The sequence below is a fragment of the Streptomyces sp. R-07 genome (genome assembly GCF_049913175.1).
GTDB lineage: Bacteria > Actinomycetota > Actinomycetes > Streptomycetales > Streptomycetaceae > Streptomyces.
The window spans coordinates 6,785,599-6,811,214 of the sequence record NZ_CP183978.1 but is presented as its reverse complement, the minus strand read 5'-3'; the positions used below and the strand labels follow the sequence as shown (position 1 = coordinate 6,811,214).

The window sequence follows — 25,616 nt, the reverse complement described above, 5'->3', positions numbered from 1 at the left end:
GAACCAGCGTCGGCCGCGGCCGCATCTACCGTCGCTGTGGTTGCAGGGGCCCCCAGCGTCACCGGGTCGGTGCCCGCTGTCCTCATCTGCTCACCGACAGTACCCACGGGACTTGGGGTTTCGCCGTCGACGTCTCTGCCCCGGGTCACCGCAGGTCGACGGTGCGCCGGGGCGGCTTCGCCAGCCAGGATGCGGCCGAAGAGGCACTGCAACGGTTCCTCTAGGGTGAGGCCGGCGGGTTCGATGCGGACCCGAACCAGACTGTCGCCGCCTACCTGGACGCGTGGCTGGCGGCGAAGGCGCTGGTACTGAAGCCGACGACGATGGCCCGGTACCGCGACTACGTGCGCAACGACCTCGTCCCCGCCTTCGGCACCCTCAAGCTCGACCAGCTCGCCCACCGCCACATCTCGGCCTTCGTCACCGGCCAGCTCGCCGCCGGCCGCGGCCGCACCACCCTCTACCGGTGTCTGGCCACCCTCTCCAGCGCACTCGGCGACGCCGTCCGCCAGCACCGCCTCCCGCACAACCCCGCCTGTCCCCCGGTCCTGCGTCGGCCGCCGTCGCCGGAGCGGCGGATCTGGACGGCGCAGGAGACGGCGCGCTTCCTCGCCTACTGCCACCAGGCCGACCCGGAGATGGCCGACCTGTTCGAGGTCCTCATCGGCACCGGCATGCGCAAGGGCGAAGCCCTCGGCCTGCACTGGGACGACGTCCACCTCAACGAGGGCGTGCTCTACATCCGCTGCACGCTCTCCGCCGTCGACAACAACCGCCTCGTCATCACACCGCCGAAGACCCGGTCGAGCAGAGGATGGGTCGCCATCTCACCCCGCGTCGCCACCGCCCTCCGACGTCGGGCACGCTCGGCACCCCGAACCCGCGGCGACCACAGCGACCCGTTCGCAGGGCTGGCCTTCCGCCGACCCGACGGCCGCCCGCTCGGGCCGCATCTGGTGCTCGACCAACTCCACCGGCTGTCCTTGGAAGCGGGCGTCCCCCGGGTCACGGTCCACGACCTGCGCCATCTCGCCGCCACCATCACCATCTCCGCCGGCGTCCCGCTCACCGTGGTCTCCAAGACGCTGCGGCACTCCACCCTGTCGACGACCGCGAACATCTACAGCCACCTCACCCAACAGGCCGCGCACCAGGCCGTCGACACCAACCACCACGTCCTCAGCGGAGCCCAGCAGACGGCTGTCCGTACGGACCGGCCCGCGTGGCTGCGACCACCGCGCGACCACCTCCACCGTCTCCGCGAAGCCCTCGGCCGGCTCCGCTCCCCCGCACCGCCCGCCACCAGCAGCAGCAGCACGGCGAACCAGCCCCGGACGGGGCATGCGACCACACTGCGACCACCAAGGCCCGGAACGCACGAAAGGCCGCCCTCTCGATCACGAGAGAACGGCCTCCGACCTGCGTTTCCGCATGGTCGGGACGACAGGATTTGAACCTGCGACCCCTTGACCCCCAGGAGTGAGGGGCAAGGGTATTTTCTGGATATAGCAGACTTAATCCGGGTGCATTTCGTGCGGGCGAGGGTCCGCCGTGCACCGTCGCGCACACCGTTGGGTCCCCAAGTGGTCCCCAGCTCACTTCCGGGCTCGTCCTCATGCCCCTCCGTGATCCTCCCGAGCAACAACGATGCAGCAAACTGCCCCGCCCATCGAGGCAGTCTGCCGATACCATCCCGTTCCTGGGCTGGGGACTCCGTTCATGGGTGCGTGTCAGCCTCACGGCACTCTCACCGGCGCCACCCCGTATGCCTTCGTCACCGGCACTGCCCAGGCCCTCGCCGTGATCCACGCCGCCGGCGTTGTACACCGGGATGTGAAGCCGCAGAACGTCATCCTCACCACTGCTGGCCCCCAGGTCCTGAACTTCGGTATCACACACGCCGCCGACGGCACCCCTGTAACCCGGACCGGCGCCATGACCGGTACCCCCGGTTGGATCAGCCCCGAGCGCTACCGCACCGGCACCACCGGCCCCGAGGGCGACATGTTCGCCTGGGGCACGCTCGTCGCCTACGCCGCCACAGCACGCCTGCCCTTCGGGACCGGAGCACCCGACGTGGTCGCCTACCGCGTCATGTCCGAAGAACCCGATCTCGACAGCCTCCCCGACGAACTACGCGAGCCGCCGACGCAGGCCCTCGCGAAGAACCCCACCGAGCGAATCAGCGCGCCGAAGCGGCAGCAGAAGAATGCACGCGGCTCCTGGCCCGCCAGGCAACCTAGGTCTTCGGCGCAGCCGCCGAACCCGAGCCAACGCGGATCAGCCACTGCCTCACCATCGCGTGGAACCTCCCCGGCATGGAGGACCCCGCCTGGAGCCTTCCCACGCCCCGAGGCGCAAGCGCACGCTCATCACCGCCGCCGTCACCGCAATCGCCGTCGCCGCCGTCTAACGCTTTTCGGCTGGAACCCCGCCCGGCGCCGCGTGGGAACTGCCCACAGGCCAAGGTGGAGGCATTCGACGCCACTGCGGTACGCGAGCTCGCGGAGGAGGCGCGCTGCGCGCCCGACCGGAGTGCATACTCCTGCTGGGCGCGCCGCGCGACTCCACACACGGAATCACGCGGATCACCGAGATCGCCCGCATCACCGACTACACCGGCGAGCCAACCGTCCAGGAGCCGGAGTTGATCACTCGATGGGAGTGGCACATCCCATTCGTCGTACGGAACCTGCCCCAGCCGCTGTTCACGGCTTCCGCCCAAGCCCTGAACGCGGTCTGACCGGGCCTCCTGATTACCTCCACCCGGCCGCGGGAGGAATCCGGGGCCGGCAGAACTTGCGGAGCAAGCGCGAGCCCGGCCTGCGAGTCATTACGGCGGCGCGATCCCGCCCTCCGTGCTGCGACACCTCACCCACAAGGGGCATGTGAGGACGATCGGCACCGCCTATACCCGGTGCCAATCCACCCCCGCCCCGAGGGGACGCCGTCCTGTCGTTCCTGCCGTGCAGAAAAGACGGCAGACCACAACCAGCTGTTCAGGTAGTCGAGCCCGTCCACGACCGGATCTGTCCCAGCACGTTGTCCAGGAAGCCAGGTACGTTCCTCCCTCCGAGGACGAGCTGCCGGTCCAGCAGACGGTTTCCCGTCTCGCAGGAGGTCTCGCTGACGAGCGCGCATCCGTGACATGCGGACAGGTTGAGCTGCGATGAGCCCTGACGATCGCTCTCGATGCAGACCGGGTCGTTGGAGCAGACATCGCCATCACTCAACGCGGCCAGCATCAGCGGCAAGACCTTGTCCGGCGCGCCCAACCGGACGAGTCCACCGAGCGTCCCCTGAGCGTCCCCTGCCGCCGTGTAGATGAGGATGCCGGCCGTGCGGTCCGGTCTCCCCGAATGGGCGTAGATGCGCTCCTGGAGGGCTGCCGACGAGTAGCCGCTCGCGAAGGCGAGCCTGCGGATCAGCAGGTGGGAGAGCGTGTGGAGCGCGACGAAACGCGGCTCGGGGACGTCCAGGCGCTGGGCCCACGGCATGGCGTCACGACGCCCTGCCAGGATCGCGGCCCGCTCGCGGACCTCGGGCAGCGCCTCCCACTCGGAGATGCGTTCCTCGTCGAACCGGAAGAAGATCCCCTCGCCGAACAGCTCGACAGCCGGATAGACGGGCTTGCGTTTCCTGTCACGACCGAGGTCGGCGCTCACCAGGTCGGCGTCGGCGTCGTGACGCCGGAAACCGCGAAGTGCCCTGACCTCGCGGACGCGACGCACCTGACCCACGGCGACGAGGCGGCTCGTGAGGGCCGAAGGTCGATCCGACGCTTCGGACACCCGCCAGCCGTCGACGACGAAGTCACCGCCGCCGTGGTCCCTGCCGTTGTCGAGCTTCGTGAGGAAGGCCGCCCATTCTCCGTCCTTGAGGTCGAGGAGCACAGCCTCCTCCTCGGGCTCGTCGCCGCGGGCCGCAAGAGCCAGGACGTCGTCCGCCGAGACACCCTCGATCTCGTCCGCGATCCATCCGGCGACCATCTCCGCCTGCGGACCACCATTGTCGGCCACGACCTTCTCGAAGTAGACGTGGCCACGGATTAGGCCCGTCGCCCGATCGGACCTCGGGCTCTCCTCCGGGATGTCGAGGGCCGACTTGTGATCGGCCATGTAGTTGCCCGTCGCGCCCCGCTGAACGGCGACCAGGCGATGCTCGCAGACCTGCCCGGGCTTCGGCTCCTCCCACGGCTGCGTGCTCGCGCACCGGATGCCGTCCCGGTGCAGCGACTCCTTCCCGACCAGCTCGGAGAGCGGGCGGGAGCGGTTGCACCCGGTGCAGTGAACGCTGAGGGCCCCCAACCCCTCTCCACGACGGGACGAACGCTCGAAGTGCAGCTCCTTGTACGCACGACACAACCGCACGGCCTCGGTGACGCCCGCATCGTTGCCGCGGTGCGCCCATTTGAACCAGGGGACGTCCTGGATGTGGCTGCCCTTCTGGCACACGGCTACGTAACGCATCGGCACGAGGGCCCCACCGCAACCGCAACTGTTCTTCCAGCGCCCCTTGTCCCTGCCGGTCAGCTGCGAGAGCTTCGTGCACCGCTCGCAGAACCGCCAGGCTGGGAACCGCCAGTACAGCAGGTGCGGGGTCTCCTTGGCGGCGTGCCCCGAGTGGGCCGGTGCCTGCCGCAGGACGCCTCCGCCGATTCGCGACAGGAGTCGCTCGCAACTGATCTCGGGCGAGTACTTGCGGTCCCACCACGAGGTGTCAGGCGCGATCAGGGACTCCCCGAGCACATCGACGATCGCCCCCACCCCGAAGGGTGACAGGGTCTCCGACAGCCGCAGATCATGCAGAATCCGCTCCACGGTTGCCTCCTTCCATCGGCTCACGCACCTGTACGGCGACATTCGGCTCGACGGACCGCATAGAGTCGCCGACGAGCCATCCCTCCCCCGGCTGACCGAACCGCTTCAGCAGCGCCGCATCGTCGGACTTCCTGCGGTCGTAGGAGAGGGCGGTCCCGGCCTCGCGTGCGAGACGGGCACGACGGTCCCAGTCGTGCAGGAGCCGCCACACCTCCCTCTCGGTCTCCTCGACCTCCATCTCCTCGGAGCGACCCACCAGGCCGACGAAGCCGGCGACGAGGTCGCCGACGGCCCCGCGCATCAGATCGTCGGAGAGGTCCAGACGCGACGCGCTTTCGTTGTCCGCGAGGGAGGAGAACGAGTGTCTCACCAGCGCCACCAGGGCGCCGGCCAACGATCGCTCTCGGGAAGCCACCGACCAGGGAGTGACGCTCGTCGGCTCGACGTTGCGGTAGAGCGTCTGGTGGTAGCCGCGGAAGGTCTCGAAGTGCGACCGGTCGCGAGCCCGGTTCGAACGGAACAACGTCGTGACGATGCCCTTGATCTGCCCGCGACCGACGCGGCTGGTGGCCTGGATGTACTCGGAGGTCGTCTTCGGCTGCCCGACCATGAGCATCACCGCCAGTCGCGGGACGTCGATGCCGACGGACAGCATGTTGGAGGACAGGACGACATCGACGGCCCTGTCGCCGTCGTCCACGCTGCGACCCAGTTCACGCAGGTCGTTGGGCAGTTCCCCAGGACCCCGGCGACTGGTCAGCTCCAGCACGCGATCGGCCCTCACTCGACGCAGCGGCAGGCCCAGGCGCTCCGACCGCGGCTCCAGACGCCCGTTGACGTCGTCGACCACGAGGGTTCCGGAGCGGCCGAGCTCCCGCAGGCTGTTGTGGTACATCACGATCGTCCAATACGGGTCGCGCTTCGCCTCCGTCTCGGGCTCGGGTTCGGGTTCGGCGACGAGCACCTCGGGAACCTCGACGAGAGGGGCGACCGCGGCGATCACTGCGGAGACCTGCGAAACGGACTGCGGCATCAGACCGACGTACAGGCGACCCTCACCGCTGTCCACGGGACGGGAGAAGAACGTCCGGTCGCCCTCGAGCCCGGTCGGCGGGTACAGGGCGACCTTGCGCCCGTACAACCCCCTTACCTGCTCATCCGACGCACGGATGGTGGCCGTCGAGGCGACGATCTTGGGTTGCGAGCCGTGCTTGCCGAGCAGCATCTTGATCACAGCGTCGAACACGGCGACAGTGGTCCCTAGCGGTCCCGACAACAGGTGCAGCTCGTCCTGGATGATCAACGAGGGCTGCCGGAACATGGTGTCCAGACCGAGCAGACTTCCCGCCTCCGGCTTGAACTGCAGACGGGCGAACTTGTCCACCGTGGCCAGCAGGATGGTCGGTGGTTCCTCGTAGAGCACGTCGTCGACCACGCCCACGGGGAGTTCATCGGCGAACGGGCAGTCTCCGTTCGTGCAGTGGATGACGACGTCACGGCCGACCAGTCGGAAGCCGTACCGGGCCCGATCGTGGTCCTTGGTCTCGGGCAGGAGCGCAGTGCCGCACCACGGACAGCTCTCGACCTGGAACTCGTTCGCCTCCTTCGGGCGGGAGGCTTTGTGCAGGCGGTCGAGTGCGTGCTTGGCATCGCTCCTCGTCGCAGGAGTGACCTCGTTACCGACCCACAGGCCGATAGAGAACCTGGCCATCCTCACGGCCCTGGGATCAGTGCGCCGCAAGACCTCCATCGCACACACGAGCGAGGCGGCGCGCTGGAACTGCTGGGACGTCAGGAGCCGGAGCGTGTACCGGGTGATCACGGCGGTGCCGGCACCTGCGGTGCCATGCACGATCCGCCGATGGAAGATCTCGATCGCCGCCAACCCCAGGTACGCCTCCGTCTTCCCGCCTCCGGTCGGGAACCAGATCAGATCGACGAGCTCCCGGTCGTCGTGCGCGTCCTCGACGGTCGATGCGAGTGCCACCAGCAGGAAGCCGAGTTGGAAGGGGCGCCAGCTGGGCTCCGTCACACCGGCCGGGTCCTGACCGTGCTTCATCTCGGTCCGACGCATCTGCAGTCGCATCGCGGCCATGGCAAGCGCGAAGGCCTTCCGCAAGGAGTCCTGCTCCGGATCGTTCAGAAGGGCGACGCCCGCTTCCATTCGCCGCACGGCAGAACGCGCCCGGCCGGTGATCGCCCTGGCGACCACAGCATCGTCGCCGTGGCCCTCGGCACAGGCCTCCTGCTCGGCGACCCAGTCCGCGAAGGCCCCGACGAACACGTCCAAGGTGGCCACGACCTCGTCCGGTTCTCTGTCGATCCGCTCGAGAAGGTCGAGGCGAAGCGCCTTGGTCGCCCTGGATTCGGGTGGGAAGCCGGTCGTCTCGACCGCCGGTACGACGAACGCCGGCACGGGGTCGAGGAAGACACGCGTGCATACGCCGTCCGACAGGTCCCACTCCGCCGCCATGCCGTGACCGACCGCGTACACCTTCTTGTCGCGATAGCGCAGCCGTAGCTCGGCGGACTCGGCGTCCGAATCGAACGACCGCGTCACGTCGTACTCGCGGATCCTCCCCCCGGGCGCGGGCCTCACTCCGAGCGCCGTCTGGAAGAGCATCAAGGCAATGTCGGAGCGGTCGTCGCCGGTGGAGGGGGACAGGACGCGTACGTGCACCGTCACGAGGTGGGCGTCACCGTACCGCCGCCACCTCGATCCGAGCTCCAGCGACACCTCACCCGCGCGGAACTCGTGCGGAGGCCGATCCGCCGACAGCTCGACCCCGGCACGCGCGAAGGGCATGCGTTGCCAACGCGGGGGGCCGTCCTCGGTGACCGGCTGATAGACGCCGGCCGAGAAGTCGCACAGGACGGTGTCCCGGTCCGTGACGAACGAGATCGCCACCGAGGAGGGTCGCCAGTCCTCCGCGAGCGGCACCCCCGCGCCGGCCTCCTCGGCCTCTCCCTCGGCGACGTCCGCCGACACCTCCTCGTCAGCGGCTGCGTCCTTGGTGGAAGGCAGCGAGGACCCGGCGGGGAACAGCATCCCGACGCAGTACTGGCGGTCCGGCAGGTTGGTGACGATCTCGTCCTCGCCTCCCTCCGGCCCGACGTAGGCCGCACGGAGGTGCTTCAGCGCTAGATCCTGTGCCCTGGTCCTGTTCACGCGGTCACCGACCTCTGGGGCAGGAGTTGCTGGAGGCGTCGCCGGTCCTCCTTGGAGGCAACGATCTGCAGGGAGACGCGGGCACGCGTCACCGCCACGTAGAACGCCGCAGTGCCGGCGTCGTCGAAGGAACGGGGAAGGTCGCATACGACGACATGTTCCGCCTCGAGTCCCTTGGCGTACCTGGGACTCGTCACCACGTACCCGCCCGGCAACTCGCGGGGTGCCTCGTCCGACGCCGTACTGATGATCCATATGTCCTGGCCACGGACCCCGTCGGCCACCAACCGTCGCGCCACCGCATCGGCTGCGGCGAGGTCGGCGGTCCTGGCGGGCGTGTGCCACTGGACCCGTTCCCCGTGGACGATGCCCGGATCTCCGACGTCCGCCCCAAGGTACTCCTGCACCATGTGCACGATCGCCCGCGTGTTGCGGACGTTGAGGTCCAGATCGACCGTCAGGGCCTCGGGAGTAATCAGTTCCAGGACTTCCTCGTCGAAGCCGCCGTCCACGTGTGCCTGGTTGTTCGTGTCGAGGAACATCCGCCAGCGGCCGCCGGCCCGCCCACCCACGACAACCTCGTCGAGGGTGTCCATTGCCTGTGCCGTCATCAGGTCCTGGGCCTCGTCGAGGAACACCACGTCGTAGACCCGGGTCGGCTGCAGCTTCCCGAAGGGAACCACGTCGATGTTCTCGCGACCGGCCAGGTGAGGGGTGAAGAACCGGACGAGTTCCGGTGAGCCGAAGGTGACCAGGACCGACCTGCCCTGAGCGGCCTCCTGCTTAGCCGCCTCGACGAGGACGAGCGACTTGCCCGTGCCCGCTCCTCCGAACACCATCACCCGCGGGTTGCGTGCCAGCGAGGCGAGGACCCTGGCCTGCCCGGCCGTCGCACGGTTCTGCTCCTCGATAACCGCACCACGCTGGGCGTCGATCACGGGCATCCGGGTGAACTCGCCGAACAGGCGAGCCCGCAGGTCCTCCATTCTGGCCAGCCTCCGGTCGTGGGGGGCGGTCCGTGAGGCGGAAGCGACGGCGTCGAGCGCACCGGTCAGGCCTTCGACGCTCATGGAATCCTTGGCCAGCCAGTGGGTCGGCTGCCACTCGACCGAGTGCGGGAGCGGGTCGATGTCGGGCGTGACGACGACGGCCTCGTGGGCGAACCAGCCGATGCCCTCCTCCTGGAGGATGTCCCGCAGGGCGTGCATGGCGGTCCGGGCCTGCTCCATGGGCGAGCCCGTCAGCTTGTGCCAGTCGTTGCGACGGTCGACGCTGTACCAGGCCCCGTCGTACTTCCTGACACCGCCGCCCTTCACCTCGACGACGATGACGACCTTCTTCCACAGGATTACGAAGTCCGCCTCCGCCTGCTGCTTGTAGGCGTGGGAGCGCAGCTTCACCGAATGGAAGGCGACCGCGTCGGGGTCGCCCTCGATTCCTCGGAGCAGACGGGCGACCCGGCGCTCGGCGTCACTGCTCGCGGACTTCTCGATGTCCGCAAGATCGGGAACCAGGATCACGCGTGCTGTTCCTTCCAGAGGTTTTCGTACTCGCGGTAGCCGAGCAACTCGTTGACATCGCCGAAGTTGTCCGCCATGTCCACGATGAGGCACTCCGGCTTACCGCCGTTGGCCGGGCCACGCAGCCCACGCCCAGCCATCTGGATGTAGGCGTTGGGGCTGAAGGTCGGTCGGGCGATGTAGAGGGCACGGACGCCCGGGGCGTCAAACCCTTGGATCAGCAGGTCGCAGTTGGCGAGCACACGGATCTCGTTGTTCTTGAACTTCTTGATGATGTCGCGGCGTTCCTGCCTGCCGGTCTGTCCGCTCACCGATGCCGCCTCAACCCCGCGGTAGCGCAGCGTGGCGGCGAGCACCTGCGCCGAGAGGACGTTCGGGGTGAACACGAGCACGGGCCAGTCCTCGTCCAGACCCATGATGTGATCGACGAGGGTCGCCATTCGCGCCTGGTCCCGACCGATGCGCTCCAGAACGGTGGGGCTGATCCTGCGCTGCCTGGTGGCTTCAGCGATCTCCTGCGGCCCCAGCTTGACGTCGATGCCGTGCAGCACCTGGTGCTCGACCCGTGCGAGCACACCGAGTTCCGCAAGTTTCCTGTACGCGTCGACGTCGGCGTCGAAGGCGTCCAACTTGCGGTTGCCGAACCGGTTGGCCAAGGCCTTGGTCGCTTCTTCGGAGGTGCCCTTGAAAGGCGTCGCGGACAGCCCGACCAGGGGGCGGTCCCACCCGCGCCCGGCCACACCGAGCCATTCCAGAATGCGTGTGTACCGCTCGGAACCGCCGGCACGGTGCCCCTCGTCGACAATGACCACTGATGCCTCGGCTAGCCACTCGTACTCCGCACTGCCGAGGACGGCGTCGAGCTTGGCGTCCGTGGCGACGACGAGACTGAACTCCGTGTCCGGTTCGTGGACGGTGTTGCCTTCCCAGAGCCGCCCCACGGTCATGGGGCGCTCGTCCGCGAGCCCCCTCCAGACCGTGGTCCAGGTCTGAACCGCCTGCTCGCACAGCTCGAGGGACTGTGCGATCCACAGGACCGGTCCCCGCAGCTCATCCTCGGTGAAGAGCCTAAGGACGGTCTCCGCGGCGACACGCGTCTTGCCCGCGCCCGTCGGAAGCTCCACCATCGCCTTGAGGTGCCGGCCCCTCGCATCCCGCAACACGAGGACGTCCTTGAGCTGACGGCTGACGCGCTGCTGGAACGGGTGAAGGGGGTTGAGCTTCACGGCGCCGGGGACGATGAACTCCTGCTCCTGGTGCTCCTTGCGGCGGCCCGCGTACTGGGATCCGAAGCCCATCTTCCGCAACCAGGAGATGGTGGTGGCGCTGCCGGCCCATTGGGTCGGCACGTCGTTGAAGCCCTCCTGCCGGAACTGCTCCGCGAGGGTGCTGATCGCATCCGAGCCGTACACAGTGAGGAAGAGATCCGCGACGGATGCCTGGTCGTCGACCAGTCCCTGCGCCTCCAGTGCCTGCCACAAGCCGTTGGGCAGAGCATCGCGCAGGTCGTCCGGCCCAAAGTAGACCTCGAGCCGATCGGCATCGGTGGCGGCGGCCTTGGCCTCCTGCCGGCGTTCCTGGAGATGGTGGTCGAGACCGGTCTTGAGTACGCCGTCGAGGTCGGCGTTGTTCAGACGCAGCTCGAAGGCCTCGTTGACGAAGCCGAGCAGCCGACGTTCGTCGGCATCGGTCCCCGCCACCACCAGAGCCGTCCCGTCGAGGTGCCAGGGCAGCGGCTGGTCCTCGACTCCATCCTCCGTGGTCACCCGCTTGACCACCTGGATCGCCCGGGCCAGGGTGGCGTTGGCCAACCTGCCCGCGGCGTGCGTATTGCGCAGCCCAGTGAAGAGGTCGACGATCCGCTCGCCCTGCTGCTCGCCGTCGATCACCATCGAGAAAGCGAAGCTGTCCTCGAACCGGCGGCATCCCACCGTCGCGACGATTTCAGCCGCCTGAGCCTCCGTCACGCGCAGGTACGGCCGCTCCCGCGAGGAGAGGAATTGCTGCTGCTCGTCCGAGGTGGCGAGGTACACCGAAGCAGGGGCACGCGACTCGACGGCGCGCTTCACCCGAGCTGGGATGCTCGGCGGCCGGTCGGCCGGGTAGGCGATCCGGCACGTCACGGTGATGAACTCGACCAGAAGGGCGTCATCGAGGCTCGGCGGGAACAGCTCGGCCGCGAGCGCCTCCTTGAGCACCGAGGCGGGCACCGCTTCGATGTCGTCCGGAAGCTGCAGCACCTCAGCCACCCGACGCGGTCCTTTGAACAGCGGCAGCAGCTTCTCGTACTTGACGAGCGACGGAGCGACCACCTCGGACGGTCGACGGTACCCCCGTGTCGTTTGGAGCAGACCTGCGCGGTCCACCGCCCAGCGGACCGGCGAGGGCACCGCATGCGTACGACCAGTGTCGAGGTCCTCACAGGTCCACTCGCTGTCGCCTGCCTGGAGCAGGCCGACGGTCCAGGTCTCGCGCAACTTCTGCGACGCACCCGACTCGAGCAGGATAGGCAACACGGAGAAGGGGCCCGGCCCCTCACCGGGGTAGAGATCGATGTTCCCGATCGGTCGCTCGCCCGGACCCTGCGCGGCGTTGAGCGTCGTGAGGACCCAATCCCGGTACTGCTCGATCGCCGGCTCGTCCTCTGCGGAATAGCGGCTTCGGGGCACTCGTACCACGCCGAGCGCGTGAGCCACCTCGGGCATGCAACGCCCGTGGTCCAGGACCCTCGGCGCGTACTCCTCACCCATGGGTTCGGGGAGGTCGAACACCGCGCGAGGCCAGGCCCACTCACCGTCACCGGTCGGGACCTTGACGGTGGTCGGGTGGTCGGCCAGTGCCTTGATGGCCTCACCGGTGGACAGTCCGAGAACGGCGTCCCACAACTTGGAGAGCGCGTCGTCGCCCGAGGTGGGCGAGAGGGCCGCGAGCCGCGCGTTGAGGATGGCCCGCGGGTCCAGATCCCGGAACCCGGCTTTGCGGAGGCCTTCCTCGACGCCCGGCTGGTTCAGGAAGGCTGGGGAGACGAAGATCGCGCCCTCGATCTCGACGCCCTCCTCCTGGTGCAGGAAGACGATGTTCCTGTCGGCCAGTGCCCGCATGTCGCCGAGGGTGGGAATGACCTTAGCAAGGTCACTGTCGGGCAGGGACGACCTTTTGCCGACCACGAACCTGAACGCGTTGGCGGCGGACACCGGATCCGGCCCCTCGGCCCATTCGCGCAGCCAGGAGAGGAGCCCTCGCTTGGGGATCCCTTCGAGGGCGCGCTTCATGTCCCTGTCGGTGGCATCGATACCGCCGTGCGGGCTCGAGGTGATGAACAGCTGCCGCAGACGGGTGAAGCGCTGCTGCGAGGTGTAACACCGCCAATGCGGTACGTCGGTGGCGGTGTGCGGGGAGACGCTCCACGCCTGGTGGATGTCCGGGGAGATATCGACTGCGAAGTCCAGGGGGCGCAGATCGGCGGCGCTCACGAGGGTGCCCGTGGTGTCGGGTACCAGGTCGCGACCGCCCGCGATCCCCGGAACATGGGCGCAGAGCAGCTTGTCGCCGAACGACAACGGCTCCCGTCCTCGCGCGGGCATGTAGTCGAGGTGCGCGGCCGGGTCGTCAGGCTGGGTCACCCGCGGCAGCAGGTCGACGAACATGCCCGAGAGCGTCTTGAGGATCTCCCGGTTGTAGTCGTTCTCGAGCAAAGTGGTCCGGTCGTCGTTCACGCTCCACGGAGCGTTGAACAGCGCGGACGCAGACGTCTGGTCCTGGAGCGGGAAGTAGGACCAGAACCGCCCGACGCGCTGCTGAGCCTGCCGCCTCGGGACGGCGACGGTGACCTTGACCTCGTTACGTGAAACGGCCTCCCCGACCTCCTTGCGTGCTGCCGCGGACGGCATGTGCATGCGGTCCTCGACGATCCACTCCGCCCCGGACCCGTCCGGGGCCTCGATCTTGAAGACACCCCCACCGAAGTCACGGGACGTGTGGCTCGTCTCGAATGCCCCCGCCCCGAGCACCCTCAGCCTGACCTGCCGGACGGCGCCGACGAAGAGCAGGAACTCCGACGCGAACGACTCGATCTCCTGGCGAAGATGGCTGAGGTTCGCCGCGTGCGGGAGCTTCACCACGGTGGAGGCCCAGCCAGCGAGCTCGTCGAGGATCGGATCCGCGGCGAATGCGGCGAACGGATCGATGACGGTGGGTGTGCGCAGCACCGGATGCCGCCTCGCGGAGGGCGCGATCCGACCGATCTCCTCCCGAGCCGTACGCGAGTTGAACTCGAACGACACCGACCGACTGAAGACCTGCGGAGCCGGCGAGACGGCGAGGACGGACTTGAAACCCAGTCCGAAGCGTCCGATCTCATCGCCCCGCTTGCCGCTGAGGTGCGCGTGCGTGATCGTGGTCAGCCCATCCTTGGAGAAAGGACGACCTGCATTCGCGCAGTACAGGGTCTCGTTGTCCGTGTCGAGGACGATCTCGACACGACCGGCGAAGTCCCCCGCGCTCTCACCACTTCCCGACATCGCGTCGGCGGCGTTCTGGACCAGCTCCAGGAGGGTCCGATGGGCATATCCGCCGACCCGGATGGACTCCTCGTGATTGGCGTGCTCGGAGACGAGGTAGACGTTGGCATGGTACGAGTCGAGAGCCCTGTCGAACTGCTCCCGGACTTGCCGCACCAGATCCGCGTCCGGGGTCCAGGCCTGATGCATGATGGTCACGGGCGATCACCCCCAGGGAAGCCGTCCCGGCGACCGACGGACGTGCGCCCACTCGTGGCGGCCCGGAATCCACTCAGGCCGAGCGCGGCTGGGCGAGGTGTCACCTCACGTGCAACGCGAACCACCCCACCCCCCAGGTGGAGGCATGGACGAGTGTCGATCTGCTCGGCAGCGCCACGGGCCTCGCGCGGCCCGGCCCCATCCCCATGTCGCAACCTTGACCCCTACTTTGTGATCGATCGATGGTCGGACGTGCGCAACCTGGCATATCCCGACCGCACACGAATCTAGACGATCTGATCGACAACAGACGCATGAATCCGGATGCAGAGACAGGTTGCATCCCTGGGAACGGGTGTGGGTCCCGCCATAGGGTCGGCAGCTCCTCAGCCCTGGCGGTCTTGCCCCGTCGGGACGGCTGGTCGAAGCCGGCGACCGACCGGCCTCACCGGCGTGTCCAACAATGCGGTGGCCGAGGCCGCATCCCGCTGGGGCAGCCCCTGCCGGCGGTTGTCCGGTGAACCCGCCGCTTGGGCCGGGTTCGGTAGTACAGATCCGAACAGCAACCAGGTGCCGACGTCAGCCTCTTCGACACCGGTTACTGCGCCCACCGACTCATCCTGCAGCTCCGCCCTTTCGTCGCCCGCCTCGCGCCAGCGGGCGGGCAATGGATACCAGGGCCGCGTACGCCCCCACCACGTTGGCGCGATGGGCGGAGGTGGGGCGGGTGACAACCTTCGACAGAACCCGGCCGTTCAGCGCCCCCTCCTCAACCCGGGCCAGGTGACCATGCAAGCCGTCGACTGCAGCGACCGCGGTCCGGGAGATGCCGACTGGGCGCCCTGGGCGCTCGCTCCCTTGGTGGAGGTGATGCCCAGCTGTTCGGGAGGGAAAGCGACGCGCGTCACCAGTCTGCCCAGGCGTGATGGCGCATGCCAGCGGCCGGCAGCAGCCGTCGGCCGCGAGATGGATTTTTGTCGTCAGCCCGCCGCGAGGGCGTCCGAAGGCATGGTCGGCCAGCTCGCTGGCCACAGCCCCCTTTGACGGGCCCCGGCGGCGTGCTGATGAGCCCGCACGATCGTGGAGTCGACCGCGACGATCCAGTCCAGGTCGCCCTCGGCGCCGGCCTGCGCAAGCAGAGTCGTGAACACATTCGCCCAGGTGCCGTCGGGCGCCCAGAACCGCAGCCGATTGTGGACGCCCTTCCACGACCTGCACTGCTTGGGCAGGCCATCCCCGGCGTCCCGACGCGGCACTTCAACGCGATCGCATCGATCACCTGCCGGTGATCACGCCACCGCCCACCCGCTTCGACATCCGGTCCGGCAGCAACGGCTCGATGCGAGCCCACTGGACATTAGCCAACGAAACACATCAACCAACGATCCGATGCCCCTTTGGGAACAGCCTCGACGCCTGGCCCGGATCCGCAAAAAAGAGCAGGTAACGCTCGCTCCCCAGTGGGAGAAGTACCGGCCCTTCGACAAGACGACCGTCGCGACGCACGAATCGCTCGCCATGCGGGCCGAGTTCGACCACGAAGCCAGGCGCCGCACCGACGTCGCCTGGACGATCGCCGAGTACAACGGCCCGGTCGGCGAGCATCTCTGGCACGCCACGATCACCGCCGGGACCCTGTCACCCTTATCCACTCGATCCTGCAGCACGTCGACGCCCCACCCCTGGTGGCCGCCGACGAACCGCATGAGGTGCTGCCGACGTCCAGCCAGAGGACGAAGGTGCCGTCCTTGGTCGTGCGCACCGTGAAGTTCGCTGTCGAGCCGTCGATCACGACGGGCTGACCGTCGTGGTCCCATGCGAGCAGCTCAGCCGGCCCGTCTCATCCCCGGCTGTGCAGCAGCTCAACGGCACCGCGCGTCCCGAGCACCGTGCTCACCATCGGGCTCAACGGTTTCACCAAACCCGCAGGCGACTTCGCCGAGAGGCACGACCTCATCGCCCTCGGCCGCGAGGACCTGAAGAGATGGGCCCTCGGCACCCACCTCTACGACGTCATCCGGGCAGGCGGCGCACCCTGACCGAGTCAAGGTGCGCTTCGATCAGTCAAGTGCGCTGGTCCCCAACTGGTCCCCAAAAACGATCAAGGGGCCGTTTCAGATTCCTCTGAAACGGCCCCTGACCTGCGACTCTTTCGAGTCGGGACGACAGGATTTGAACCTGCGACCCCTTGACCCCCAGTCAAGTGCGCTACCAAGCTGCGCCACGTCCCGATGCGCGTCTTCGCGGTGTTTCTCCCGCGTCGCCGTGCAGGGAAAACACTACCTCACTCCGGAGGGTGGGTTGACGCACGGGCTGTCACCGCGTCCCAGGTGAGGAGGTCCGCGCCGCAGGTGGTGGCCAGGGCATGGGCTTCGGCGAGGGCGGTGGCGGAGCCGGTGGCGTGTGCGAGGTCGAGGCGGGCTCGGGCCTCCTCGTAGCGCGACGGCGACGCGGCGAGGTGGTCGACGGCCCGGGTGAGGAGACGGCGGGACTCCGACGGGTCGGCGAAGAGGGCCAGGCAGCGGAGGGCCTCGCCGAGGGCGGTGTGCGTGCCGAGGCGTTCCGCGTGGGTGTACGCCTCGCGGGCGATCCGGGCCCCGCGGTCCGGGTCGGTGGGTGCGAGGGCGCGGGCCAGGTCGAGGGGCCAGGGGGCCCAGACGATGTGGTGGCGGCCTCGGACGGTCAGGGCCTCGGCGGCTCCCTCCAGGGTGGACACGGCCTCCTCGACGCGGCCTTCGGCGAGCAGCAGCCGGCCGAGGACGCTGGGGCCGTCGGGCAGCACGATCGCGCCGGGCCACGGCGGGCCGAAGGCGTACCGGTCGGCGACGGCGCGCGCCTCGGCGGTGCGGCCCCGGGCGACGAGGGTGTCGACGAGGAGGCAGGCGGTGTCCCAGTGCACGGGGAGGCCGTCGCCGACCCGGTCGGCCAGGCGGAGCCCCTCCTCCAGGTGGTGCTGGGCGCGGGGCAGGTTGCCGCGGCGCCGGTGGACCAGGCCCAGGAGGGTGTGGGCGAAGGCGAGGTGGGCGCCGCTCCAGCCGGAGATCTCGAAGGCGCGGACCGCCTCGCTGAAGAGGGCCTCGGCCCGGTCGGGACGGTCGGCGAAGGCGTACGCGATGCCGGTGAGGGCCGGGATCTCGAAGCCCCAGGCGAGGTCGGTCCAGCTGAGGCCGCGGGCCGGTGTGCCGTCGACGAGGGCGAGGTCGCAGAGGCGTACGACCTCGGTGGCGGGCTCGCCGCGCATCATCGCGTCGAAGCCGCGGACGGTGATGAGGGCCCGCTCGGAGTTGTCGGCTCCGGTGAAGCCGGCGGTGAGTTCGGCGAGGCGGCGGGAGCGGTCGGGGCCGTCCGCCTCGGACGCCTGAAACCCCTCGTAGATGAAGTGCGCGGCCTGGAGCCGTCGTCGGCCGGTGCCCGGCGGCGTCCGGCCGTATTCGACCGCGGCGGCGCGCGCGGCCTCCTGGAGCTGGTTGTTGTGGGCGAGGGCCTGGACGAGCCGGAAGGTGGCGTCGATGCGCAGGTCGTCGTCGAGGCCGGGCAGGTCGAGCGCGGAGCGCAGGTGCCGGACGGTGGCGGCGGGTGCGGTGAGCAGGGAGGCGCAGCCGAGTTCGTACAGGACCCTGGCGTACGAGTCGGGGCCGGGCGGTTCGGCGAGGGCGCGCTCCAGGCAGCGGCGGGCCGCGTCGGGGGCTCCGACGGCGAGGTGTTCGACGGCGGCGGCCCGCAGGCGGCTCACGACGTCCTGGTCGTCGTCGGGGTGCACTTCCAGCAGGTGGCGGGAGACGGCGGCGGGTCCGCGGCCCGCCTCGGTGAGCGCCCAGGCCGCGCGTCCGTGCAGGGCGGTCCGTACGCCCGGGGGCACCGAGCCGTACACGGCGGTCGCGATGAGCGGATGCGTGAACTCCAGCGGCGGGACGGGCACGAGGGCGAGTCCGTTGCGGCCGGTCGTGGGCGGGGAGGTCACGATTCTGGCGGCCCGGAGGCGTTCGGTGTCCTCGGCGACCTGCTTCGCGCCGAGGCCGGTGAGGGCCGCGAGGAGCTCGGGCGTGCTGTCCGTGCCGAGGACCGCCGTCGCCCAGGCGAGGCGGGTCGGGCCGCTGCCGAGCTCCTCCAGGCGGGCGACGAGTCCGCCGCCCCGGGCCCCGGCGCCGAGGTCGCGGAGGAGGCCCGCGGAGCCGGCGACGGGTTCGAGCATCCGGTCGCGTGCCTTGGCGAGCAGTTCGACCGTCTCGTACGGGTTGCCGGAGGTCACCGTCCACAGCTCGCGGCAGAACGGCTCGTCCGCGTGCCCGCCGAGCGTGTCGCGGGCGAGTGCGGCGGTGGCCCCGGAGGTGAGGGCGTGCAGGCCCAGGGTGAGGACGGCGCGGTCCGCGAGCGCGGCGAGCGTGGCGGACGGGCCCGGGCCCTGCGGCTCCCGTACGAACGGGCGGTGGGCGAGGACGACGAGGACGGGCAGCCTGCGGTCGCGCCGGATCCGGGTGAAGGCGTCGAGCCAGGCCAGGGACTCGGCGTCGGCCCAGTGGACGTCGTCCACGAGCAGCACCGGGGGCCGGTCCCGCAGTCGGTCCGCGAGCCGGTCGAGGAGCCGGGCGAGCCCGAGCAGCACGCCCTGCGGGTCGGCGGGCTCGTCCGAGGACGGCGGGGCGATCCCGAGCGCGGGGGCCAGGAGGTCGAAGTGGTCGCCGAAGAGGTGCCGCACCTCGTCGGCGTCGAAGCCGTCCAGGGCGGGCTGGAGCAGCTGCCGGGTGATGTGGAAGGGGACGGAGGTGAGGGTCTCGCCGCCCCGGGCGGTGAGGACGGTGCACCGGTCCCGGGCGGTGCGGTGTATCTCGGCGAGGAGTGCGGTCTTCCCTATGCCCGCGTCGCCCCGGTAGACGAGTATGCCGCCGCGCGCGGGACCGCCCGCCAAGGCGCCGGCGACGAGTTCGTCGACGGCGTGGGCGGCCGCGGCGAGCTCGGGGCCGCGTTCGAGCAGACCGCCCCGCCCCGCGTCACGGACGCCTGGCGCGAACGGCGTTGCGGACGGCGACTGTTCGGGATCCGTCGGCACCGGTGACTCACTCCCCACACGAACTGTTGGCATGACGCGTCCGGCACGACCCGCGCGGACCGTAACAGTGCCGGACCGACGAGCCTAGCGGTCGTGATCGTCCGAAGGGCGACAATGGACGGGTGAACCGGACAACGGGTGACTACGGCGGCGGTCTCGGCGGGGCCGACGGCGGTGTCGGCAGCGGTGGCGGTAGTGGCAGCGGCAGCGGTAGCAGGGATCGCGATGAGGAGGGGCGCGCCCGGAGCGCCCGGCCGCGCGACGGGCTCGGGCGTCCGCTGCCGTACGGGGCGGAGGGGGTGCCCCGGCAGCCCGAGGGGGTCGTCCGCGGGCCCGAGGACACCGTGCGCGAGGCGCAGCGGCTGCTCGACGCCGGGATGCCCTTCCACGCGCACGAGGTCTTCGAGGACGCCTGGAAGTCCGGCCCCGAGGTGGAGCGGGACCTGTGGCAGGGGCTCGCCCAGCTCGCCGTCGGTCTGACGCACGCGGCCCGCGGCAACGCGGCGGGCGGGGCGAGGCTGCTGCGCCGGGGCGCCGACCGCCTCGCCGGCGGGAGCGACGTCCCCGACACGTACGGGATCGATGTCGGCGGACTCGTGGCGTGGGCACGGGAGTTGGCAGGGCGTACGGAGGGCGGGGCCGGGGTGGACGCCGCCGCCGAGGCGCCTCGGCTACGTGCGGGTCGCCTCTAGCTCGCGCCGCAGCACGGACGTGTGGCTCTCGGACGGGTCCTTGGTTGCCGTCAGGAGGGTGACGGTCTGCCGGCTCGCGAGTTCCCGGAGCCGGTCGAGCGCCGCGGCGGCCTCCGGGGCGTCGAGTTCGGCCTCGTAGCGGCGGCAGAACTCCTCGTACTCGCCCTCGGGGCCGTGGTACCAGCGGCGGAGTTCGGCGGACGGGGTGAGCGCCTTGGGCCACTCGTCGATGTGGGCGTCGGTCTTCTTGAGGCCGCGCGGCCAGAGCCGGTCGACGAGGACGCGTACCCCGTCGTCGGGTGACGGGTCCTCGTAGACGCGGCGGACGCGGACGGCGGGGGTGCTTGCGGCCATGGCTCCAGGGTGCAGGACGGAGCCGGGCCTCACCCCGCGACGCGCAGCGCCGGGAGGAGGACGGCGTCGACGAAGGTGCGCATGGTCGAGGCGTCCGCGAACCGCTCCTCGAAGAGCCGCTCGATGCGCAGCATGCCCATGAAGCAGGGGGCGACGAATCCGATCGCCGGGTTGTCCGCGTCGATCTCGCCCCGCTCGACCGAGCGGGCCAGGACGGCGTCGATGGCCGCGATCTCGGGGGCGATGACGGTCTCGCGGAGGGCGGCGCGCAGGTCGGGGTGCTGGATGTAGGCCTGGGCGACGGCCTCCATGAGCTCGGCGTCCCGCTCCCGCCGCGAGCCGGCGATCCGGGCGGCCTCCCGCAGGTCACCGGCGAGGGTGCCGGTGTCGATGCCGCTGAAGACGGTGCAGCGGCGCCGGGCGAGGGCGGCGGTCACGAGCTGGGGTTTCGTGCCCCACTGCCGGTAGAGCGTGGCCTTGCCGCACTTGGTGCGGGCGGCGACGCCCTCCATGGTCACCGAGTCGTAGCCGCCCTCGCGGAGGAGGCAGAGCACGGCGTCGTAGAGCTCCGTCTCGCGCTCCGGCGTGATCTTGCTGCGACGGGCTGCTGCGGTCGCGGCCTGAGTGGACATCGATCCCTCCCGGACACCTCTGTCTCTGCACATACGAGAGTAGGGGGTGCACAATCGAGACGCAAACGTATCGAGACGCTTGCGTCTCGATGAATTCGGATCTAGGCTCACTCCGTTTGTTGGCGATTTGACGGATTAGAGGGCCGCACGATGGCTGTCGGGATACGCGGGATACGAGGACCACGTCCTGCAGGACCGGGGACGCCTCCTACCCCCGGCCCCGCCGGGCAGGCCGGGACATCCGGGCAGGCGGGGAGCGCCGCGCACACCGGGACCGCCGGGCAGGCGGGGGCCGAGGAGCCCGAACCAGAGCCGTCGTCAGGGGCCGCATACGGGTCCGCGTCCGCGTCCGCGTCCGCGTCCGATTCCGCGTCCGATTCCGCGTCCGGTTCCGGGTCCAGGTCCGGTTCCGGGTCCAGGTCCGGTTCCGGGTCCAGGTCCGGTTCCGGGTCCAGGTCCAGGTCCGGGTCCGGGTCCGCCAGGCCGCCGCTCCTCCGGGAGCTCCTGCTCGTCACCGCGCTCTTCCTCGTCTACAAGTTCGGCCGGCTCTTCGCCAACGGCCACGAGACCCGCGCCTTCCGGAACGCCGACCGCGTCTGGGACGCCGAGCGCGCACTCCACCTGCCGGGCGAGGGAACGATCCAGCAGCTGCTCCTGCACGGCGAACCGCTGATCCGGGCGGCGAACACGTACTACGCGGCCGTGCACTTCCCGGCCACCATCGCCTTCCTCGCCTGGCTCTACTGGCGGCGCCCCGCCCACTACCTGTGGTCGCGCCGGGTCCTGGCCCTCGTCACCGGCGCGGCGCTCGCGCTGCACCTGCTGCTGCCGCTCGCCCCGCCCCGGATGCTCGCCGCCTCCGGACTCGTCGACACAGCCCGGGTCTACGGACCCTCCGTCTACGGGGCGACCCCGGAGACGGACTCCATGGCCAACCAGTTCGCGGCCATGCCGTCGCTGCACTTCGGCTGGGCCCTGATGGTCGCGATCGGCCTGATCGCCGCCACCCGGTCCCGCTGGCGCGTGCTCTGGCTGCTGCACCCGCTGCTCACCCTGCTCGTCATCGTCGGCACCGCCAACCACTACTGGTTCGACGCGCTCGCCGCCGCCGTACTCCTCGGCCTCGCGCTGCTCGCCGTCCGCGCCCCCGGCCGCTCGACGGCGCCCCCACCCGTTCCCCGCCCGCTCGGTGCGGCACCCCTCCCGGTCGGAGCCCTGCGATGAACCCCGCCGCCGGCACCTTGCTCGCGGTGCTCCTCTCCCTCGTCTCCGCCGCCGGGTACGCGCTCGCCGCCGTCGCCCAGTCCCGGCTCGCCGCCGCTTCCCCCGCCGCTCCCGACGGGCGCGGGGCGCTGCGCGCGCTCCTCGCCCGCGGCCAGTGGTGGTGGGCGGTCGGCCTGAACGCCGCCGGAGCCCTCGCGCACGTGGCCGCCCTGCACTACGGGCCGCTGACGCTGGTCCAGCCGCTCGGTGCGCTCACTCTCGTCGCGGCACTGCCCCTGGGCGCGTACTGCGCGCGGCGCCGGGTGACCCGCACCGAATGGCGCGGAGCCCTGTGGACCCTGGGCGGGCTCGTCGGGCTCGTCGCCGTGACCGGACCCGCGGCCCCCGGCGAGGCGCTCAGCCTGCGCGAATCCCTGGTCGTCGCCGCGGCGACCGCGCTCCTGATCGCCGCCCTCGCCTCCGGGCGGCTGCACGGGCGCGAGCAGCGCGGGACCGGCGCACCCACCGGGCGCGGGCTCGGGCACGCGACGGCCTCCGGGATCGCCTCGGGCGTCGCCTCCGCCCTCACCCAGACGCTGACCGCCGCACTCGCCCTCGACCTGCCCGGCGCCGAGCCGAGCTGGTGGCAGACCGCGCTGCTCGCGGTGCTGATATCCGGCTTCGCCAGCGGTGGGCTGCTGCTGTCCCAGGCCGCCTACCGGGGCGGGCTCGCGGCGCCGCTGGCCGTCGTCAACCTCTCGAACCCGGCGGCCGCCGCGGTGATCGGCGTGGCCCTGCTCGGCGAGACCTTCCGGGCGGGCGCCTGGGGCTGGCTGGTCGCGGCCGGCGCCTCGCTGGTCGCGGCGCGGGGCGTGATCCTGCTGACGAAGGGCGGGGCGCCGACGGAGCCCGTACCGGCGTCGGAGGCCGTACCGACGGCGGGGGCCGTACCGACGGCGGGGGCCGTACTGGCGACGGAGCCTGTACCGACGGCGGGGGCCGTTCCGGCGGCGGGGCCTCTTCCTGCGGCTGGGCCCGCACCGGCTCCCGTAACCGTTCTCCCGGCGGCCGGGCCGCCCGTATCGACTCCCGTCACCGTTCTCCCGGCGGCCGGGCCGCCCCTATCGACTCCCGTCACCGTTCTCCCGGCGGCCGGGCCGCCCCTATCGACTCCCGTCACCGTCCTTTCGGCGGCCGGGGCAGCGGACTCTTCGACCTCGCCGATCACGGACGTGCTCCTCGCGGCCGTACCGGCGCCGTCCGCCTCCCCGGAGGCGCGGCCGGGGCGCGGGGTCCCGGAGGGCGGGCCGGTGCCGGCGCCGGTCGCGGGGTGAGGGCGGCGGCCACGCCGGTCGGGGACGCGAAGCCGGTCGCACGGCCGCCGCGCAGCACCTTCCCCTAAATTCGTCACCTTGACGACAACCACCGCACCCCCTATCGTCAACATGACGACAAGGGGGTTTCCATGGCTGACATCACCCGGCGGGCCGGCTGGCGCCATCTGCGCTCCGCGCCCACCGCCCACATCCGCCACCAGCGCCGCGGCCGGCTCGTCCACGACGGCGAAGGACTGAGCTTCTGGTTCCGGCCGCTCACCGCCGCCCTCTCCGAGGTGCCGGTCAACGACCGCGAGCTCGCGATGGCCTTCCACGCCCGCACGGCGGACTTCCAGGACGTGAGCGTGCAGTCCACCGTCACGTACCGGATCGGCGACCCGGCCGCGGCGGCCACCCGGCTCGACTTCTCCATCGACCCCGACACGGGCGCCTGGCGCGGCGCCCCGCTGGAGCAGATCGCCACCCTCCTCACCGAGACCGCCCAGCAGCACGCCCTCGACGTCCTCGCCCGCACCACGCTCGCCGCCGCGCTCGTCGACGGCGTGGCGGCGGTACGGGACCGCATCGCGGCCGGACTCGCCGCCGAGCCGCGCCTGCCGGACACCGGCATCGAGGTCGTCGCGGTCCGGGTGGTCGCGATCCGCCCCGAGCCCGAGGTCGAGCGCGCCCTGCGCACCCCCGCCCGCGAGCAGATCCAGCAGGAGGCCGACCGAGCCACCTACGAGCGGCGCGCGGTCGCCGTCGAGCGGGAGCGCGCCATCGCCGAGAACGAACTCGCCAGCAAGATCGAGCTCGCCCGGCAGGAGGAGCGGCTCGTCGAGCAGCGCGGCACCAACGCGCGCCGCGAGGCCGAGGAGAACGCGGCCGCCGACGCGGTACGCGCCGAGGCCGAGGCCGTACGGAAGGTCCGGCTGGCCCGGGCCGAGGCGGAGGCGGCACGGGAGGTCGGCGAGGCGCGCGCCGGAGCGCAGTCCGCGTGGCTGCGGGCGCACACGGAGGCCGATCCGGCGGTCCTGCACGCCCTGGCCGTGACCCGGGCGGCGGAGAACCTGCCGCGCATCGAGCACCTCACGCTCTCCCCGGACGTCCTGACCGGGCTGCTCGCCAAGCTGGGCGGCGGCGAGGGCGGGGCGCGGTCGTGAGCCTCGCGCCGCGCGCGGTGCTCGTGCACCGGACCACGGAGTACGAGGAGCTGCTCGCCCGGCACGGCACGCACGGGCAGGCCGCGTTCTTCCTCTCCGCGCGCGGGCGCTCGGTCGACGCCGTGCGCGAACGGCACGAGCGCACCCGGGCGGCGCTCGCCGAGGTGGCGGGCGCGGTTCCGCTGACGTGGCGCCAGACCCGGGTCGAGCGCGCCGACCTGGACCGGTTCCTGTTCGGGCCCGAGGACGTCGTCGTCGTGGTCGGGCAGGACGGTCTTGTCGCCAACGCGGCGAAGTACCTGACGGGGCAGCCCGTCATCGGCATCGACGCCGACCCCGGGCGCAACCCCGGCGTCCTGGTCCGACACCGACCGGACCGGGCACGGCGACTGCTGCCGTACGCGGCGGGGGCCGGGGCGGCGGTCGACGAGCTGACGATGGTCGAGGCCGTCACCGACGACGCGCAGCGGCTCCTCGCGCTGAACGAGATCTACGTCGGTCCGCCCGGCCACCAGACCGCCCGCTACACGCTCGGCCTCGACGGCACGGACGTCCCGCCCGAGCCCCAGGCCTCGTCGGGCGTCCTGGTCGGCACGGGCACGGGCGCCACGGGCTGGCTCCGCTCCCTGTGGGAACAGCGCTCCAGCACGCTCGCGCTGCCCGCGCCGGCGGACGCGCGGCTGGCCTGGTTCGTCCGCGAGGCCTGGCCGTCGCCGACGACGGGCACGACCCGCGTCGAGGGCCTCCTCGACGCGGGCCGGGGCCTGCGGCTCACCGCCGAGTCGGACCGCCTGGTCGCCTTCGGCGACGGCGTGGAGTCGGACGCCCTGGAACTGACCTGGGGCCAGACGATCCACCTGGCGGTGGCGACGTCGCGGCTGCGACTGGTGCACTGAGCGGCGGCCGCGCGCCCGTTGTTGAGCGGATGCTCCGCCGGGACGGTGCCCCCGCCGCCCCCGTTGTGGGCATACGTTCCGCAGGG

14 protein-coding genes, 1 tRNA gene and 3 pseudogenes are annotated in these 25,616 nt (G+C 70.9%); 9 read left to right on the top strand and 9 right to left on the bottom strand.

The features are described from left to right. Positions 1–272 precede the first annotated feature (272 nt). The 3 genes and pseudogenes from ACN9M0_RS31185 to ACN9M0_RS31175 form a co-directional block, all read left to right on the top strand. Positions 273–410 (top strand): annotated as a pseudogene (locus ACN9M0_RS31185) (hypothetical protein); the annotation flags it as partial. Continuing rightward, positions 408–1,454, top strand: a complete 1,047-nt coding sequence (locus tag ACN9M0_RS31180; RefSeq protein WP_426405354.1) for a tyrosine-type recombinase/integrase — start codon at positions 408–410, stop codon at positions 1,452–1,454. The pseudogene ACN9M0_RS31185 and the gene ACN9M0_RS31180, both read left to right, overlap by 3 nt. A gap of 193 nt (positions 1,455–1,647) precedes the next feature. Then, positions 1,648–2,892 carry a serine/threonine-protein kinase gene (locus tag ACN9M0_RS31175; RefSeq protein ID WP_366037642.1) on the top strand — a complete coding sequence of 415 codons (1,245 nt, stop codon included), beginning with the start codon at positions 1,648–1,650 and terminating at the stop codon, positions 2,890–2,892. Between the two features lie 107 nt (positions 2,893–2,999). On the opposite strand, the gene ACN9M0_RS31170 is transcribed toward ACN9M0_RS31175, so the two are convergent. The 5 genes from ACN9M0_RS31170 to ACN9M0_RS31150 form a co-directional block, all read right to left on the bottom strand. Further along, entirely contained in the window at positions 3,000–4,820 is a 1,821-nt protein-coding gene (locus ACN9M0_RS31170) for a DUF1998 domain-containing protein (RefSeq protein ID WP_366037641.1), read from the bottom strand. Beyond that, positions 4,801–7,761 carry a helicase-related protein gene (locus tag ACN9M0_RS31165; RefSeq protein ID WP_366037640.1) on the bottom strand — a complete coding sequence of 987 codons (2,961 nt, stop codon included), beginning with the start codon at positions 7,759–7,761 and terminating at the stop codon, positions 4,801–4,803. The genes ACN9M0_RS31170 and ACN9M0_RS31165 overlap by 20 nt, the downstream gene beginning before the upstream one ends. 224 nt (positions 7,762–7,985) lie before the next feature. Continuing rightward, entirely contained in the window at positions 7,986–9,509 is a 1,524-nt protein-coding gene (locus tag ACN9M0_RS31160; protein WP_366037639.1) for an NERD domain-containing protein, read from the bottom strand. Continuing rightward, positions 9,506–14,218 (bottom strand): sacsin N-terminal ATP-binding-like domain-containing protein, encoded by a 4,713-nt coding sequence (locus tag ACN9M0_RS31155; RefSeq protein WP_426405353.1) that lies wholly within the window; start codon positions 14,216–14,218, stop codon positions 9,506–9,508. Before ACN9M0_RS31155 ends, ACN9M0_RS31160 begins: the two co-directional genes overlap by 4 nt. Before the next feature lie 989 nt (positions 14,219–15,207). Beyond that, positions 15,208–15,378: a hypothetical protein gene (locus ACN9M0_RS31150; protein WP_426404579.1), complete on the bottom strand. Its 171-nt coding sequence runs from the start codon at positions 15,376–15,378 to the stop codon at positions 15,208–15,210. A 738-nt stretch (positions 15,379–16,116) separates the two neighbouring features. Here ACN9M0_RS31150 and ACN9M0_RS31145 point away from each other — a divergent pair. Beyond that, a complete protein-coding gene (locus tag ACN9M0_RS31145; RefSeq protein ID WP_366037638.1) occupies positions 16,117–16,266 on the top strand; it encodes a hypothetical protein in 150 nt (49 codons plus the stop codon). A gap of 118 nt (positions 16,267–16,384) precedes the next feature. Here the strand turns inward: ACN9M0_RS31145 and ACN9M0_RS31140 are convergent. Both ACN9M0_RS31140 and ACN9M0_RS31135 read right to left on the bottom strand, forming a co-directional pair. Beyond that, a tRNA-Pro gene (locus ACN9M0_RS31140) sits at positions 16,385–16,458 on the bottom strand. Positions 16,459–16,511: 53 nt separating this feature from the next. Beyond that, the gene (locus ACN9M0_RS31135; RefSeq protein ID WP_399697104.1) at positions 16,512–19,199 is read right to left on the bottom strand and encodes an ATP-binding protein; all 2,688 of its coding nucleotides are present in this window, start codon (positions 19,197–19,199) and stop codon (positions 16,512–16,514) included. A gap of 197 nt (positions 19,200–19,396) precedes the next feature. On the opposite strand from ACN9M0_RS31135, the gene ACN9M0_RS31130 reads away from it, so the two are divergent. Further along, positions 19,397–19,966 carry a DUF309 domain-containing protein gene (locus ACN9M0_RS31130; protein ID WP_426404578.1) on the top strand — a complete coding sequence of 190 codons (570 nt, stop codon included), beginning with the start codon at positions 19,397–19,399 and terminating at the stop codon, positions 19,964–19,966. Here the strand turns inward: ACN9M0_RS31130 and ACN9M0_RS31125 are convergent. Both ACN9M0_RS31125 and ACN9M0_RS31120 read right to left on the bottom strand, forming a co-directional pair. Next, complete coding sequence (locus tag ACN9M0_RS31125) at positions 19,946–20,320, bottom strand: DUF488 domain-containing protein (RefSeq protein ID WP_366037636.1); 375 nt, start codon at positions 20,318–20,320, stop codon at positions 19,946–19,948. The genes ACN9M0_RS31130 and ACN9M0_RS31125 overlap by 21 nt on opposite strands. 29 nt (positions 20,321–20,349) lie before the next feature. Next, the gene (locus tag ACN9M0_RS31120; protein ID WP_399696849.1) at positions 20,350–20,952 is read right to left on the bottom strand and encodes a TetR/AcrR family transcriptional regulator; all 603 of its coding nucleotides are present in this window, start codon (positions 20,950–20,952) and stop codon (positions 20,350–20,352) included. Positions 20,953–21,417: 465 nt separating this feature from the next. Here ACN9M0_RS31120 and ACN9M0_RS31115 point away from each other — a divergent pair. The 4 genes and pseudogenes from ACN9M0_RS31115 to ACN9M0_RS31100 all read left to right on the top strand — a co-directional run. Then, a pseudogene (locus ACN9M0_RS31115) lies at positions 21,418–22,176 on the top strand (phosphatase PAP2 family protein); the annotation flags it as partial. Next, positions 22,173–23,207: pseudogene (locus ACN9M0_RS31110) on the top strand (DMT family transporter); the annotation flags it as partial. The pseudogenes ACN9M0_RS31115 and ACN9M0_RS31110, both read left to right, overlap by 4 nt. Positions 23,208–23,620: 413 nt before the next feature. Next, positions 23,621–24,634, top strand: coding sequence for an SPFH domain-containing protein (locus ACN9M0_RS31105; protein ID WP_366037633.1), 1,014 nt, complete (start codon positions 23,621–23,623; stop codon positions 24,632–24,634). Next, the gene (locus tag ACN9M0_RS31100; RefSeq protein ID WP_426404577.1) at positions 24,631–25,530 is read left to right on the top strand and encodes a hypothetical protein; all 900 of its coding nucleotides are present in this window, start codon (positions 24,631–24,633) and stop codon (positions 25,528–25,530) included. Before ACN9M0_RS31105 ends, ACN9M0_RS31100 begins: the two co-directional genes overlap by 4 nt. The last annotated feature ends 86 nt before the right edge of the window (positions 25,531–25,616 follow it).